General features: G+C 54.8%; 15 protein-coding genes. 12 read left to right on the top strand and 3 right to left on the bottom strand.

The window, feature by feature from the left end:
- Window positions 1–28: 28 nt before the first annotated feature.
- Entirely contained in the window at window positions 29–928 is a 900-nt protein-coding gene (gene bioP, locus ACOXYR_RS20620; protein ID WP_421356223.1) for a biotin transporter, read from the top strand.
- Here bioP and metR read toward each other — a convergent pair.
- Window positions 816–1,769, bottom strand: coding sequence for an HTH-type transcriptional regulator MetR (gene metR / locus ACOXYR_RS20615; protein WP_421356224.1), 954 nt, complete (start codon window positions 1,767–1,769; stop codon window positions 816–818). The two genes, bioP and metR, sit on opposite strands and share 113 nt — an antisense overlap.
- 117 nt (window positions 1,770–1,886) lie before the next feature.
- Between metR and metE the strand changes: the two genes are divergently transcribed.
- On the top strand, window positions 1,887–4,148 hold the full coding sequence (gene metE, locus ACOXYR_RS20610) for a 5-methyltetrahydropteroyltriglutamate--homocysteine S-methyltransferase (RefSeq protein WP_421356225.1): 2,262 nt from the start codon (window positions 1,887–1,889) through the stop codon (window positions 4,146–4,148).
- Window positions 4,149–4,191: 43 nt separating this feature from the next.
- On the opposite strand, the gene ACOXYR_RS20605 is transcribed toward metE, so the two are convergent.
- Entirely contained in the window at window positions 4,192–5,001 is an 810-nt protein-coding gene (locus ACOXYR_RS20605; protein ID WP_108476893.1) for a dienelactone hydrolase family protein, read from the bottom strand.
- Between the two features lie 251 nt (window positions 5,002–5,252).
- On the opposite strand from ACOXYR_RS20605, the gene udp reads away from it, so the two are divergent.
- From udp to tatD, 9 genes are all read left to right on the top strand, one after another.
- Window positions 5,253–6,014 (top strand): uridine phosphorylase, encoded by a 762-nt coding sequence (udp, locus tag ACOXYR_RS20600; RefSeq protein WP_108476892.1) that lies wholly within the window; start codon window positions 5,253–5,255, stop codon window positions 6,012–6,014.
- 137 nt (window positions 6,015–6,151) lie between these two features.
- Window positions 6,152–7,561 carry a DNA recombination protein RmuC gene (rmuC, locus tag ACOXYR_RS20595; protein WP_421356226.1) on the top strand — a complete coding sequence of 470 codons (1,410 nt, stop codon included), beginning with the start codon at window positions 6,152–6,154 and terminating at the stop codon, window positions 7,559–7,561.
- Between the two features lie 95 nt (window positions 7,562–7,656).
- A complete protein-coding gene (gene ubiE, locus ACOXYR_RS20590) occupies window positions 7,657–8,412 on the top strand; it encodes a bifunctional demethylmenaquinone methyltransferase/2-methoxy-6-polyprenyl-1,4-benzoquinol methylase UbiE (protein WP_108476890.1) in 756 nt (251 codons plus the stop codon).
- Between the two features lie 12 nt (window positions 8,413–8,424).
- Window positions 8,425–9,030, top strand: coding sequence for a ubiquinone biosynthesis protein UbiJ (gene ubiJ, locus ACOXYR_RS20585; protein ID WP_108476889.1), 606 nt, complete (start codon window positions 8,425–8,427; stop codon window positions 9,028–9,030).
- Window positions 9,027–10,667, top strand: a complete 1,641-nt coding sequence (gene ubiB / locus ACOXYR_RS20580) for a ubiquinone biosynthesis regulatory protein kinase UbiB (RefSeq protein WP_108476888.1) — start codon at window positions 9,027–9,029, stop codon at window positions 10,665–10,667. Before ubiJ ends, ubiB begins: the two co-directional genes overlap by 4 nt.
- 79 nt (window positions 10,668–10,746) lie before the next feature.
- Window positions 10,747–11,001 carry a Sec-independent protein translocase subunit TatA gene (gene tatA, locus ACOXYR_RS20575; RefSeq protein ID WP_015966408.1) on the top strand — a complete coding sequence of 85 codons (255 nt, stop codon included), beginning with the start codon at window positions 10,747–10,749 and terminating at the stop codon, window positions 10,999–11,001.
- A gap of 3 nt (window positions 11,002–11,004) precedes the next feature.
- Window positions 11,005–11,541 carry a Sec-independent protein translocase protein TatB gene (tatB, locus tag ACOXYR_RS20570; RefSeq protein ID WP_108476887.1) on the top strand — a complete coding sequence of 179 codons (537 nt, stop codon included), beginning with the start codon at window positions 11,005–11,007 and terminating at the stop codon, window positions 11,539–11,541.
- 2 nt (window positions 11,542–11,543) lie between these two features.
- Window positions 11,544–12,320 carry a Sec-independent protein translocase subunit TatC gene (tatC, locus tag ACOXYR_RS20565; RefSeq protein ID WP_108476886.1) on the top strand — a complete coding sequence of 259 codons (777 nt, stop codon included), beginning with the start codon at window positions 11,544–11,546 and terminating at the stop codon, window positions 12,318–12,320.
- Window positions 12,321–12,359: 39 nt separating this feature from the next.
- Entirely contained in the window at window positions 12,360–13,142 is a 783-nt protein-coding gene (tatD, locus tag ACOXYR_RS20560; RefSeq protein ID WP_189624475.1) for a 3'-5' ssDNA/RNA exonuclease TatD, read from the top strand.
- On the opposite strand, the gene rfaH is transcribed toward tatD, so the two are convergent.
- Window positions 13,139–13,636, bottom strand: a complete 498-nt coding sequence (gene rfaH, locus ACOXYR_RS20555) for a transcription/translation regulatory transformer protein RfaH (RefSeq protein ID WP_108476884.1) — start codon at window positions 13,634–13,636, stop codon at window positions 13,139–13,141. The genes tatD and rfaH overlap by 4 nt on opposite strands.
- A 175-nt stretch (window positions 13,637–13,811) precedes the next feature.
- On the opposite strand from rfaH, the gene ubiD reads away from it, so the two are divergent.
- Window positions 13,812–15,296 (top strand): 4-hydroxy-3-polyprenylbenzoate decarboxylase, encoded by a 1,485-nt coding sequence (ubiD, locus tag ACOXYR_RS20550; protein WP_108476883.1) that lies wholly within the window; start codon window positions 13,812–13,814, stop codon window positions 15,294–15,296.
- Window positions 15,297–15,358: the final 62 nt, after the last annotated feature.

Genomic DNA, 15,358 nt, shown 5'->3' with positions numbered 1-15,358 from the left:
GTGTTCATCTTCCTGAGAGACATTCATTGTGGCGCTACTCATTATTACCACTCTTCTGTGGGCCTTCTCTTTTAGCTTTTACGGCGAGTATCTGGCCGGGCACGTCGACAGCTATTTTGCCGTGCTGGTGCGCGTTGGCCTGGCAGCACTCGTCTTTCTGCCGTTTCTGCGTACCCGTGGCAACAGCCTGAAAACGGTCGGCCTGTATATGCTGGTGGGTGCGATGCAGCTTGGCGTGATGTATATGCTAAGTTTCCGCGCGTATCTCTACCTGACGGTGTCCGAACTGTTGCTATTCACCGTGCTGACGCCGCTCTATATCACCCTGATTTATGACCTGATGAGCAAGCGTCGCCTGCGCTGGGGCTATGCGTTTAGCGCCTTGCTGGCAGTGATTGGCGCGGGGATTATCCGCTACGATCAGGTAACCTCGCACTTCTGGACGGGCTTGTTGCTGGTGCAGCTCTCCAATATCACCTTCGCGATGGGTATGGTGGGCTACAAACGTCTGATGGAAACCCGCCCGATGCCGCAGCATAACGCTTTTGCGTGGTTCTATCTTGGCGCGTTTTTGGTGGCGATTGTGGCGTGGTCGCTGTTGGGCAACGCTCAGAAGATGCCTGAAACCACGCTGCAATGGGGCATTCTGGTCTTTCTTGGCGTGGTGGCTTCCGGGATTGGCTACTTTATGTGGAACTACGGTGCCACGCAGGTGGATGCCGGAACGCTGGGTATTATGAACAATATGCATGTGCCGGCGGGGCTGCTGGTTAACCTGGCTATCTGGCATCAACAGCCGCACTGGCCGACATTCATTACAGGCGCGCTGGTGATCCTGGCGTCGCTGTGGGTGCATCGAAAGTGGGTCGCTCCGCGCTCTTCACGAACGGAAGATGATCGCACGCGTGGTTCCGCGCTGAACGAATAAACGCCTCCGTCACCGGCTGACGCTGCTCGCCATCGCGCACGGCGGCGTACAGTCGGCTCCACAAACCTTCACCCAGGGGTTTGGTGACCATCAGACCCTGGCGCTCAAAACTCTCCACCACCCAATGCGGCAGCGCGGCAATCCCCATGCGAGCGGCAACCATCTGAATCAACAATAACGTGTTATCGACGCTTTTCAGTGACGGGCTGATGCCCGCCGGTTGCAGGAAGTGACGCCAGATATCCAGGCGTGAGCGCTGCACCGGATAAATCAGCAGCGTTTCGCTGGCGAGATCGTCCGGCGTAATGCGCGTTTTTGCCGCCAGTGGATGGTCAGGCGCGATCACCAGACGCACCTCGTAATCAAACATCGGCGAATAGTGCAGCCCGCTGCGCGGCAGAATATCGGACGTCATGACCAGATCCAGCTCGCCCTGCTGCAGCGAAGGCTGCGGGTCAAATGTGACGCCGGATTTAAAATCCATCTCAACCTGCGGCCAGTTTTTATGGAAGTTTTCCAGTGCAGGCGTCAGCCATTGAATGCAGCTATGACACTCAATGGCAATGCGCAGGCGTGTCTGCTGTGGCTCGTTACAGGCCTGAAGTGCCTGGCTGATTTGCGGCAGCACCTGGTTTGCCAACTGGAGCAGGATCTCGCCCTGCGGCGTAAAGCGCAGCGGCTGGCTCTTACGTACAAATAGCCGAAAGCCAAGGCGCTGTTCCAGATCGCTGAACTGGTGGGAAAGGGCGGATTGAGTCTGATGCAGCGTGGCCGCCGCAGCGGCGAGCGACCCGCAGTTCCGCAACGCTTGTAGCGTCTTCAGATGTTTAACTTCGATCATGAAAGTCCTTCACTTCGGCATGAACAATTTGCGCTTGAGGAATATACAGTAACCGCCAATTATGGATGTGTAAACATCTGGACGGCTAAATCATGAAAATTCCATAAGGGGCATACCATGACCATTCTTAATCACATCCTCGGTTTCCCTCGCGTTGGCCTGCGTCGCGAGCTGAAAAAAGCGCAAGAAAGCTACTGGGCGGGGAAGTCGACTCAGGAAGAACTGCTGTCGGTTGGGCGTGAACTGCGCGCGCGTCACTGGGATCAGCAAAAACAGGCTGGTATCGACCTGCTGCCGGTGGGCGATTTCGCCTGGTACGACCATGTTCTGACGACCAGCCTGATGCTGGGTAACGTTCCGGCTCGTCATCAGAACAGCGATGGATCGGTGGATATCGATACCTTATTCCGCATTGGTCGCGGCCGCGCACCGACCGGTGAACCGGCGGCGGCAGCGGAAATGACCAAATGGTTTAACACCAACTACCATTACCTGGTGCCAGAGTTCGCCAAAGGCCAGCAGTTCAAGCTGACCTGGACACAACTGCTGGAAGAAGTGGACGAAGCGCTGGCGCTGGGCCATAACGTGAAGCCCGTGCTGCTGGGCCCGGTAACCTATCTATGGTTGGGTAAAGTCAAAGGTGAGCAGTTCGATCGTCTGAGTTTGCTGAACGACCTTCTGCCTGTTTATCAACAGGTGCTCAGTGAGCTGGCAAAACGCGGCATCGAGTGGGTGCAGATTGATGAGCCGGCACTGGTGCTGGAACTCCCGCAGGCGTGGCTAGAGGCTTATCAACCTGCTTTTGATGCCCTTCAGGGGGCGGTAAAATTGCTGCTGACCACCTATTTTGAAGGCGTCACGCCTAATCTGAATACCATTACTACTCTGCCGATCCAGGGCCTGCATGTTGACCTGGTTCATGGCAAAGATGATGTTGTCGAACTGCATAAGCGCTTGCCTGCCGACTGGCTGCTTTCCGCCGGGTTGATTAACGGACGTAACGTCTGGCGCGCCGATCTTACGGAAAAATATGCACAAATTTGCGAGATTGTCGGTAAACGTGAACTCTGGGTTGCCTCTTCCTGCTCGCTGCTGCATAGCCCTATCGATCTGAGCGTGGAAACGCGTCTGGATGCGGAGGTGAAAAGCTGGTTTGCTTTCGCTCTGCAAAAATGTGAAGAGCTGGCGCTGCTGCGCGATGCGCTTAATAGCGGTGATACGTCTGCGCTGGCAGCGTGGAGTGCCCCGATCCAGGCTCGTCGTCACTCGACCCGCGTGCATAATGCGGCGGTGGAACAACGCCTGGCGGCGATTACCGCGCAGGATAGCCAGCGTGCAAATGCGTATGATGTGCGGGCGCAAGCCCAGCGTGCGCGTTTTAATCTCCCGGCCTGGCCGACCACCACGATTGGTTCCTTCCCGCAAACCACGGAAATTCGCACTCTGCGCCTGGATTTCAAAAAGGGGAATCTCGACGCTAACCACTACCGCACGGGGATTGCAGAACAGATTAAACAGGCCATTGTTGAGCAGGAACGTTTAGGGCTTGATGTGCTGGTTCACGGTGAAGCCGAGCGTAACGACATGGTGGAATACTTCGGCGAACACCTGGACGGCTTTGTGTTTACGCAAAACGGCTGGGTACAGAGCTACGGTTCCCGCTGCGTGAAACCGCCAATTGTCATTGGTGACGTTAGTCGCCCGGAAGCCATTACCGTTGAATGGGCGAAGTATGCGCAGTCACTGACCGACAAACCGGTAAAAGGGATGCTGACGGGGCCGGTGACGATTCTCTGCTGGTCCTTCCCGCGTGAAGACGTGAGTCGTGAAACTATCGCCAAACAGATTGCGCTGGCGCTGCGTGATGAAGTCGCGGATCTGGAAGCGGCAGGTATCGGTATCATTCAGATCGACGAACCCGCGCTGCGCGAAGGTTTACCACTACGCCGTAGTGACTGGGACGCATACCTCCAGTGGGGCGTGGAAGCTTTCCGTATCAACGCGGCTGTGGCGAAAGATGACACGCAAATCCACACTCACATGTGTTACTGCGAGTTCAACGACATCATGGATTCAATTGCCGCGCTGGACGCCGACGTCATTACCATCGAAACCTCGCGCTCTGATATGGAACTGCTGGAGTCGTTTGAAGAGTTTGATTACCCAAACGAAATCGGGCCGGGGGTGTATGACATTCACTCGCCTAACGTGCCGAGCGTGGCGTGGATTGAAGCGCTGCTGAAGAAAGCCGAACAGCGCATTCCGGCGGAACGCTTGTGGGTGAATCCGGACTGTGGCCTGAAAACCCGCGGCTGGCCAGAGACCCGTGCGGCGCTGGCGAATATGGTGCAGGCGGCGCAGAATCTGCGTCAGGGGTAGAATGTTGAGGCCCGGTAAGCGAATGCATTACCGGGCAAAACGCTTATTTCTTGCCGCCATATTGCGCAAACCACGCCAGCATGCGCTGCCAGCCATCTTTCGCCGATTCTTCATGATAGCTCGGTCGATAATCCGCATTGAACGCGTGCCCGGCATCCGGATAGACAATAATTTCCGCTTTGGCATTCGCAGCGCGCAATGCCTGGCGCATGGTTTCCACCGTTTCAACCGGGATCCCGGTATCCTGACCGCCATAAAGACCGAGTACCGGTGCATTCAGGTCAACGGCGACATCGACCGGTTGTTTCGGGGAATTCAGTGACTTATCACCGACCAGACGACCATACCAGGCGACGGCAGCTTTCAACTGCGGATTGTGCGCCGCGTACAACCACGCGATGCGTCCGCCCCAGCAGAAGCCGGTGATTAACAGGCGGCTGGCGTCGCCGCCGTTGCGTGCCGCCCAGTTGGCGACGTGGTCGAGGTCTGCCAGTACCTGCGCATCAGGCACTTTACTGACCAGATTGTTAAACAGCGTCGGAATATCGGCGTAATCGTTAGGATCGCCCTGACGGAAATAGAGCTCCGGCGCAACGGCAAGATAACCTTCCTTTGCCAGACGACGGCAGATATCACGGATGTGTTCATGGACGCCAAAAATCTCCTGCACTACGATTACCACCGGAAGCGGGCCATCGCTCTGTTTTGGCCGCGCGTGGTAAGCGGGTAGCAGATCGCCCTGAGAGGGGATCGATGTTTCGCCAGCGGTAATTTCTTCCTCTGACGTGCGAACAGCGGTCGTCGCGTGAGGTGATGCTGCAGGTGCAAAACCAGGTTGGTTGTTGGTGGTCATGGCATTCTCCGTACCTTTAAATGAGCCTTTAGCGCTTCTTTAATATAGACAAATCACAGTGCCTGAATACGGGCGATTTTTGTGCAACAACGAAAGATATAACTTGTTAATGTGATGTGAATCACTTTTTGCATGGAATCTGCTGCAATAATTTTGATTGCTGGTGATGTCGGTCACGAAATATTGTCTTCGTCTTCTGTAAAGTGGCTTTTTGCTTCTTCTGACAAACCCGATCCACAGAGGAGTTTTCTATGTCTAAGTCTGATGTTTTTCATCTCGGCCTCACCAAAAACGATTTACAAGGGGCTACGCTCGCGATCGTCCCTGGCGACCCGGAGCGTGTGGAAAAGATCGCCGCGCTGATGGAAAAGCCGGTCAAACTGGCATCTCACCGCGAATTTACCTCCTGGCGTGCTGAACTTGATGGCAAGCCGGTCATTGTCTGCTCCACCGGTATCGGCGGCCCGTCCACCTCTATCGCTGTGGAAGAACTGGCTCAACTGGGCATTCGTACTTTCCTGCGCGTGGGCACAACAGGTGCTATCCAGCCAAATATCAATGTTGGTGATGTGCTGGTCACCACCGCATCCGTTCGTCTGGACGGCGCGAGCCTGCACTTTGCGCCGATGGAATATCCGGCTGTGGCTGATTTTGATTGCACCACCGCGCTGGTGGCGGCAGCGAAAGAGATTGGCGCAACCACGCATGTGGGCGTAACCGCATCCTCCGATACCTTCTACCCGGGACAGGAACGTTACGATACCTTCTCCGGCCGCGTGGTAAGCCGCTTCAAAGGCTCCATGGAAGAGTGGCAGTCAATGGGCGTGATGAACTACGAAATGGAATCAGCAACCCTGTTAACCATGTGTTCCAGCCAGGGGCTGCGCGCAGGGATGGTTGCGGGCGTGATTGTGAACCGTACTCAGCAGGAGATCCCGAACGCTGAGACGATGAAACAAACCGAAAGCCACGCGGTGAAAATCGTGGTGGAAGCGGCACGCCGCCTGCTGTAAACCTTCTTCTCTTCTTAAAGGCCGACACGTTCGGCCTTTTTCATTTTGCGTACCTCCTCGCAGGAAAAACCTTTCCAACTGGACATCTATACAGCACAATTCTATTTTTGCCGTAAGACGTTCATGCAGGGGGCATTGTGGATATCGCCATTCTTATCTATTTTCTGGTTGCACTGGCGGGCGTTGCGCTGGGCTGGCTGGCCGCGAGCTATCGCGTGGCGCAGCAGCGGGCGGAGCAACTGGCCGAAGAGCGCGATATTTACGGCGAACTGAGCGCCGCGAAACAGCAGTTGGCGCAGAACGCGCACTGGCGCGAGGAGTGCGAGCTGCTGAATAATGAACTGCGTAGCCTGCGTGAAATCAACACCTCGCTGGAAGCTGATTTACGGGAAGTGACCACGCGGCTGGAAGCCACGCAGCATCATGCGGAAGACAAAATTCGCCAGATGATCAACAGCGAGCAGCGCCTGAGCGAGCAGTTTGAAAACCTGGCAAACCGTATTTTTGAGCACAGTAATCGCCGGGTGGATGAGCAAAACCGTCAAAGCCTGAACAGTTTACTCACACCGCTACGCGAGCAGCTTGATGGTTTTCGCCGGCAGGTGCAGGACAGTTTTGGCCAGGAAGCAAAAGAGCGCCACACGCTGGCCCATGAAATTCGTAATCTGCAACAGCTGAATGAACAGATGACGCGTGAAGCCGTCAACCTGACGCGCGCGTTAAAAGGCGACAATAAAACGCAGGGTAACTGGGGCGAAGTGGTGCTGACGCGTGTGCTGGAAGCGTCTGGCTTGCGTGAAGGTTACGAGTACGAAACGCAGGTGAGTATCGAAACCGATACTCGCGCCCGCATGCAGCCGGACGTCATTGTTCGCCTGCCCCAGGGGAAAGATGTGGTCGTCGATGCCAAAATGACGCTGGTGGCTTATGAGCGCTATTTCAATGCCGAAGATGATTACACGCGTGAACTGGCGCTACAGGAGCATATCGCGGCGGTGCGAAACCATATTCGCCTGCTGGGGCGCAAAGATTATCAGCAGCTTCCGGGGCTGCGCTCGCTGGATTATGTCCTGATGTTTATCCCCGTTGAACCCGCCTTTTTGCTGGCATTAGACAGACAGCCCGAACTGATCAATGAAGCATTAAAAAATAACATTATGCTGGTAAGTCCTACTACTTTATTGGTAGCGCTGCGCACTATTGCCAATCTCTGGCGCTACGAGCACCAGAGTCGCAACGCGCAGCAAATCGCCGAACGGGCCAGCCGTCTGTATGACAAGATGCGCCTGTTCATTGATGATATGACTGCTATCGGGCAGAGCCTGGATAAAGCGCAGGACAACTATCGTCAGGCGATGAAGAAACTCTCCTCCGGGCGCGGAAACTTGCTGGCACAAACGGAAGCTTTCCGTCACCTCGGTGTTGAGGTGAAACGCGAGATTAATCCGGATTTAGTCGAGCAGGCTACGGCGCAGGATGATGAGTTTCGTTTGCGGCAAGGGGGTGATTCTAGCGATGACGATCCTCTGGCCGTGGAAAACGGTTAACCCTGTTTGAGGGAGTGTGACGGGGTTGAATCGTAGGGCAATTGCGCCCAATCTGTTACACTCCATGAACATTTTCTTTATAAGCAGGCTTAGAGATGGCTGAGGAATCACAAGACACGACGCACTTTGGCTTTAAGACAATCGCCAAATCCCAGAAGGAAGACATGGTCGCCCACGTTTTCCACTCTGTCGCCGCAAAATACGATGTGATGAACGACTTGATGTCGTTTGGTATTCACCGTTTATGGAAGCGTTTTACCATTGACTGTAGCGGCGTTCGTCGTGGGCAAACCGTCCTCGATTTGGCAGGCGGTACGGGCGATTTAACGGCGAAATTCTCTCGCATGGTGGGTGAAACCGGTCGCGTCGTGCTGGCTGATATCAACGACTCTATGCTGAAAATGGGGCGCGAAAAGCTGCGCAACCATGGCGTAATCGGCAATGTGGAATATGTTCAGGCGAATGCCGAGGCGCTGCCGTTCCCGGATAACACCTTCGACTGCATCACTATCTCTTTTGGCCTGCGTAATGTCACCGACAAAGAGAAAGCGCTGCGCTCAATGTATCGCGTCCTGAAACCGGGTGGCCGACTGCTGGTGCTCGAGTTCTCTAAGCCGATTATCGAACCGCTGAGCAAAGCCTACGATGCATACTCTTTCCACATTCTGCCGCGCATTGGTGAAATGGTGGCGAATGATGCAGATAGCTACCGCTATCTGGCGGAATCCATCCGTATGCACCCCGATCAGGAAACCCTGAAAGCGATGATGCAGGAAGCCGGAATGGACAACGTTGAGTACTTCAACCTGACCGCAGGCATCGTGGCGCTGCATCGTGGTTATAAGTTCTGACAGGAGGGCCAGATGCCTTTAAAACCCTTAGTGACGGCCGGCGTCGAAACGGCACTGAACACTTTTCTGTGGCGTGAGCGGGCGCTGAAACCTGCCCGGCAGCGCCTGGTGGGGAAAGTGTTGCGCGTTGAACTTAAAGAGTTCTCTTCGCCACTGGTGCTGGTGTTTAGCGAGCGGCAGGTCGATGTGCTGGGGGCGTGGGAAGGCGAGGCCGACTGTACTGTCGCGACGCGTATCGGCGTCCTGCCGCAACTGCGTAATCGTCAGCAACTCACGGCGCTTATCCGCAACGGTGACCTGGAAGTGCAGGGCGATATCCAGGTCGTGCAAAACCTTGTCGCACTCGCTGACCTGGCCGAGTTTGACCCGGCAGAACTGCTGGCACCCTATACCGGCGATATCGCCGCCGAAAGCGTCAGTAAAGTTCTGCGCGGCGGCGCGAAGTTTCTGCAGCAGAGCTTTGCACGCCAGCAGCACTACGTGGCGGAGGCCGTCACCGAAGAGTGGCGACTGGCACCCGGCGCGCTGGAGTTAGCCTGGTTTGCGGAAGAGACAATGGCTGTAGAACGTGCCGTTGAAGCGCTGACGAAGCGGCTGGAAAAACTGGAGGGGAAATGACGCCAGGAGAATTACGGCGCCTGTATTTTATCATCCACACCTTTTTGAGTTACGGGCTTGATGAGCTCATTCCCAAAATGCGCATCACCCTGCCGCTGCGAATCTGGCGTCGGATGTTGTTCTGGATGCCGAATCGCCACAAAAACCGCCCGCTGGGTGAACGCATGCGTCTGGCATTGCAGGAGCTGGGCCCGGTCTGGATCAAGCTCGGTCAGATGCTCTCTACCCGCCGTGATCTTTTCCCACCGCATATTGCCGACCAGCTCAGTATGTTGCAGGACCGCGTTGCCCCGTTTGACGGGGTGCAGGCGCAAAAACTGATGGAAAAAGCGATGGGGGATATCCCTATCGAAAGCTGGTTTGATGATTTCGATATTAATCCGCTGGCGTCCGCGTCGATTGCCCAGGTGCATACCGCGCGCCTCAAAGAGAACGGCAAAGAAGTGGTGATCAAAGTCATTCGCCCGGATATTCTGCCGGTTATCAAAGCGGATATGAAACTTATCTACCGTCTGGCGCGCTGGGTACCACGCCTGCTGCCGGATGGTCGGCGCCTGCGCCCGGTTGAAGTGGTGCGCGACTATGAAAAAACGCTGATTGATGAGCTGAATTTGCTGCGCGAAGCGGCGAACGCCATTCAGCTGCGCCGCAATTTCGAAGATAGCCCGATGCTGTATGTACCGGAAGTCTATTCCGATTATTGCAGCGAAAACATGATGGTGATGGAGCGCATCTATGGCATTCCGGTGTCGGATACCGAAGCGTTACTGAAGCAAAATACCAACATGAAACTGCTGGCCGAGCGTGGCGTGCAGGTCTTCTTCACCCAGGTATTCCGCGACAGCTTCTTCCACGCGGACATGCACCCGGGCAATATTTTTGTCAGCTATGAGCACCCGGAAGATCCCCAATATATCGGCATCGACTGCGGGATTGTTGGCTCATTGAATAAAGAAGATAAGCGCTATCTGGCGGAGAACTTCATCGCCTTCTTTAACCGCGATTACCGCAAGGTAGCGGAGCTACACGTTGATTCGGGCTGGGTTCCGCCAGATACAAATGTTGAAGACTTTGAGTTTGCGATTCGTACCGTGTGCGAACCTATCTTCGAGAAACCGCTGGCGGAAATCTCCTTCGGGCATGTGTTGCTAAACTTATTTAACACCGCGCGCCGTTTTAACATGGAAGTGCAGCCACAGCTTGTGCTGCTGCAAAAAACGCTGCTTTACGTGGAAGGCGTGGGGCGACAGCTCTATCCGCAGCTCGATTTATGGCAAACGGCGAAGCCGTTCCTTGAATCCTGGCTGAAAGATCAGATAGGCATTCCGGCTTTAGTACGCGCGCTGAAAGCCAAAGCACCGTTCTGGATCGAAAAAATGCCCGAATTACCGGAACTGGTGTACGACAGTTTGCGCCAGAGCAAACATTTACAGAGCAGTTTGGATAAGCTTGCCGGCGACATCACCGTGCATCGTACTCGTCAGGGTCAGTCACGGTATCTCTTTGGTATAGGTGCTGTTTTATTATTGAGCGGTACACTACTGTTAATAAATCGCCCGGAATGGGGCTTCATGCCTGCATGGCTCATGGGCGCAGGGCTGGTGGTATGGTTTGCCGGCTGGCGTAAAACGCGCTGAATTTTGCATCGCTATCACAAGGGCGCATAACGTATAATGCGTCAATGGTTATTTCATCATCTATCACAGAGGAAGATGTATGGGTGGTATTAGTATTTGGCAGTTGCTGATTATCGTCGTTATCGTGGTTCTGCTTTTCGGGACTAAAAAGCTGAGCTCACTGGGATCTGATTTGGGCGCGTCCATCAAGGGCTTTAAGAAAGCCATGGGTGATGAAGACGACAAGAAAGATAAATCGACTCAGGATGCGGATTTCACTGCAAAATCAATTACTGACAAGCAGGAAGACGCGAAGAAAGACGAAGCGAAACGCCACGACAACGAGCAGGTGTAATTCGTGTTTGATATTGGTTTCAGTGAACTGCTGCTGGTATTCGTGATTGGCCTTGTCGTATTAGGGCCAAAACGTCTGCCGGTCGCGGTTAAAACGGTTGTTGGCTGGATTCGCGCGTTGCGCTCGCTGGCGACAACCGTGCAAAACGAGCTGACCCAGGAGCTTAAACTCCAGGAATTTCAGGACAGCCTGAAAAAAGTGGAGAAAGCGAGCCTGGATACCCTTTCGCCAGAGCTGAAGGCGTCAATGGACGAACTGCGTGAAGCGGCGGAATCCATGAAGCGCTCTTACTCCATCCACGATCCTGAAAAGGCGAGTGATGAAGCTAACACTATCCATAACCCGATAGTGAAGGACAGCGAGGAGCAGCGCGCCGGGGTTACCCCGTCGACGGCCGAACATCAGGCCAGCACCGACGAGCAGGTTCCATCCCCCGCTGAAACCCACACGCCAGAAGCGGCGGCGGTCGGCGACTCTGAAAAAGAGAAAAAAACCGCTTCCGTTCCTGATTCATCCCCTGCATCAAGTGATAAATCGTAAACATGGGCGTAGAAGATACTCAACCGCTGGTGTCGCATCTGATTGAACTGCGTAAGCGTCTGCTTAACAGTATCATGGCGGTGTTCATCATTTTTCTGGCGTTAGTCTATTTCGCCAACGATATCTATCAACTGGTCTCTGCGCCGCTGATCCGGCAGATGCCCGTTGGGGCGACGATGATTGCAACCGATGTCGCCTCACCGTTCTTTACCCCCATCAAGCTGACCTTCATGGTGTCGATTATCCTGTCGGCACCGGTGATTCTTTATCAGGTGTGGGCCTTTGTTGCGCCAGCGCTGTATAAGCATGAACGCCGTTTGGTGGTGCCGCTGCTGGTTTCCAGTACGGTACTGTTTTACACCGGTATGGCCTTCGCCTATTTCGTGGTGTTCCCTCTGGCGTTTGGCTTCCTGACGCATGCCGCGCCTGCGGGCGTGCTGGTCTCGACCGACATTAAGAGTTACCTCGATTTTGTGATGTCGCTGTTCATCGCTTTTGGGGTTTCCTTCGAAGTGCCGGTGGCGATTGTGCTGCTCTGCTGGGTCGGTGTGACCACCCCGGAAGATCTGCGCAAAAAACGGCCTTACGTACTGGTTGGCGCGTTCGTTATTGGTATGCTGCTGACCCCGCCGGATGTCTTCTCACAAACGCTGCTGGCGATACCGATGTACTGTTTGTTTGAGGTTGGCGTGTTCTTCGCCCGCTTCTATACCGGCAAGCGAGCGACGCGTGACGAAGACGCGGAAGCTGAAGCTGAAGCCGATAAAAACGAAGAATAATATCACCGCCCGTCAGGGCGGTTTTCGTATGGAGCCGAGATGTTTGATATTGGCGTAAACCTTACCAGCTCGCAGTTTTCCCACGATCGTGACGATGTGATTGCCCGCGCCAAGGCCGCAGGTGTTAGCGGGATGTTGCTTACTGGCACTAATCGACATGAGAGCGAAGAAGCCCAGCGGCTCGCACAGCGCTTTGCCGGTTGCTGGTCCACCGCGGGTGTACATCCGCACGATAGCAGCAGCTGGAACGCGGAAGTGGAAGCGAGCATCCGTAAACTGGCGCAGCAGCCGGAAGTGGTGGCGATTGGCGAATGCGGGCTGGACTTCAACCGTAATTTCTCTACTCCTGCGGAGCAGGAAGCAGCGTTCAGCGCGCAACTCGCCCTGGCAGCGGAACTGTCGATGCCGGTCTTTATGCACTGTCGCGATGCCCATGCGCGTTTTCTGGCGTTGCTCGACCCGTGGCTGGATAAGCTGCCGGGCGGAGTATTGCACTGCTTCACCGGCACGCGCGAAGAGATGCAGGCCTGCATCGATCGCGGCCTGTATATCGGCATTACCGGTTGGGTTTGCGATGAGCGTCGCGGGCTGGAACTGCGTGAGCTGCTGCCGTTTATTCCTGCAGACAGGCTGATGATTGAAACTGACGCGCCTTACCTTCTGCCTCGTGACCTGTCGCCAAAACCGAAATCACGACGTAACGAGCCCGCCTTCATGGCGCACATCCTGACGCAAATTGCCCACTGGCGCGGCGAAGAGGCGCAGTGGCTGGAACACGTCACAGACAATAACGTTAAAGCACTGTTTAATATTGCGTTTTAGTTGCTGTCGGTTTTGCGAAAATCGGTGTTCTTCACGCTTTGCATGACCTGCTTGTTGAGCAGATTGAGCAGCAACATCGAGCGGGCTTCGCCGTCGGGCTCAGAGAAAATCGCCTGCAGACCTTCGAACGCGCCCTCGGTGATCACCACGCGGTCACCGGGGAACGGGGTGCTGGGGTCGGTAACGCCTTCCGGTTTGTACACTGAAAGCTGATGAATAACGCTGGAAGGGACTGTGGCCGGATGCATGCCAAAACGCACAAAATGGCTGACGCCGCGGGTCGCGTTAATAGTAGTGGTATGAATCACTTCCGGATCAAATTCAACAAACAGGTAGTTGGGGAAAAGCGGTTCACTGACTGAAGTGCGCTTACCGCGTACGATTTTCTCCAGGGTGATCATTGGCGTCAGGCAACTCACCGCCTGCCGTTCGAGATGTTCCTGAGCGCGCTGAAGTTGACCGCGTTTGCAGTACAGTAAATACCAGGCTTGCATAATGACTCTTTTCCACAATGTAGCGTGCAAGCATAACAAAAGTGTGATGCGATCGCGATGATAACTAACAGCGATAAGTCGAGCGTATTGGTTCACGTGATTTTAACAAAAATACAGCATCACAGCCTCATTCGCCGTATAATGAGGCGCTTACCAGGAGGCCATTAATTTCCCCATGAAATACCACGATCTACGCGACTTTCTGACATTGCTGGAGCAACAGGGCGAACTGAAACGTATTACGTTACCTGTTGACCCCCATCTGGAAATCACCGAAATTGCCGATCGCACCCTGCGTGCTGGCGGCCCGGCATTGCTGTTTGAGAACCCAACGGGTTACGACATGCCGGTGCTGTGTAATCTGTTCGGTACGCCAAGGCGCGTGGCGATGGGAATGGGGCAGGAAGATGTCAGCGCACTGCGCGAAGTGGGGAAACTGCTGGCCTTCCTGAAGGAGCCTGAACCACCGAAAGGGTTCCGCGATCTCTTTGATAAGCTCCCTCATTTCAAGCAAGTGCTTAACATGCCAACTAAGCGTCTGCGTGGCGCGCCCTGTCAGCAAAAAATTATCTCCGGCGATGACGTTGATTTATCGCGCATCCCGGTGATGACCTGCTGGCCAGAAGATGCGGCACCGTTAATCACCTGGGGGCTGACGGTTACACGCGGCCCGCACAAAGAGCGGCAGAACCTGGGCATTTATCGCCAGCAGGTGATCGGCAAAAATAAACTGATTATGCGCTGGCTATCGCATCGCGGCGGCGCGCTCGATTTTCAGGAGTGGTGTGCGGCGCATCCGGGCGAGCGATTCCCGGTATCCGTGGCGCTGGGCGCCGATCCTGCGACGATTCTGGGTGCGGTTACACCGGTGCCGGATACCCTATCGGAATACGCGTTCGCGGGTTTGTTGCGCGGTACCAAAACCGAAGTGGTGAAGTGCGTATCCAACGATCTGGAAGTGCCAGCCAGCGCGGAAATCGTGCTGGAAGGGTACATCGAAATCGGTGAGATGGCACCGGAAGGGCCCTATGGTGACCACACCGGTTACTACAACGAAGTGGATAACTTCCCGGTGTTTACCGTCACGCATATTACCCAGCGCGATGATGCAATTTATCACTCGACCTACACAGGTCGTCCGCCTGATGAACCGGCGGTGCTGGGGGTTGCGTTAAACGAAGTTTTCGTACCGATTCTGCAAAAGCAGTTCCCGGAAATTGTCGACTTTTACCTGCCGCCTGAAGGATGTTCTTATCGTCTGGCGGTTGTTACGATGAAAAAACAGTACGCCGGGCACGCGAAACGGGTGATGATGGGCGTATGGTCGTTTTTACGCCAGTTTATGTACACCAAGTTTGTTATCGTCTGCGATGACGATGTGAATGCGCGTGACTGGAATGACGTTATCTGGGCGATTACCACCCGTATGGACCCCGCGCGGGATACGGTACTGGTCGAAAATACGCCAATAGATTATCTGGATTTTGCCTCGCCGGTTTCCGGTCTGGGGTCAAAAATGGGGCTGGATGCCACCAATAAATGGCCAGGAGAAACCCAACGTGAATGGGGGCGTCCGATCAAAAAAGATCCGGCGGTTACGGCGCGTATCGACGCTATCTGGGATGAGCTGGCCATTTTTAGCGACAGCAAACGCGATTAACGCGGCTGTTCTGCCTGTTCAGGCACTGACGATTGGGGCAGTATTCCGACCCTGAAATGACT

The organism is Pseudocitrobacter faecalis, from assembly GCF_965231525.1.
GTDB classification, from domain to species: Bacteria; Pseudomonadota; Gammaproteobacteria; order Enterobacterales; family Enterobacteriaceae; genus Pseudocitrobacter; species Pseudocitrobacter faecalis.
This window is presented reverse-complemented; position numbering and strand designations above follow the sequence as displayed.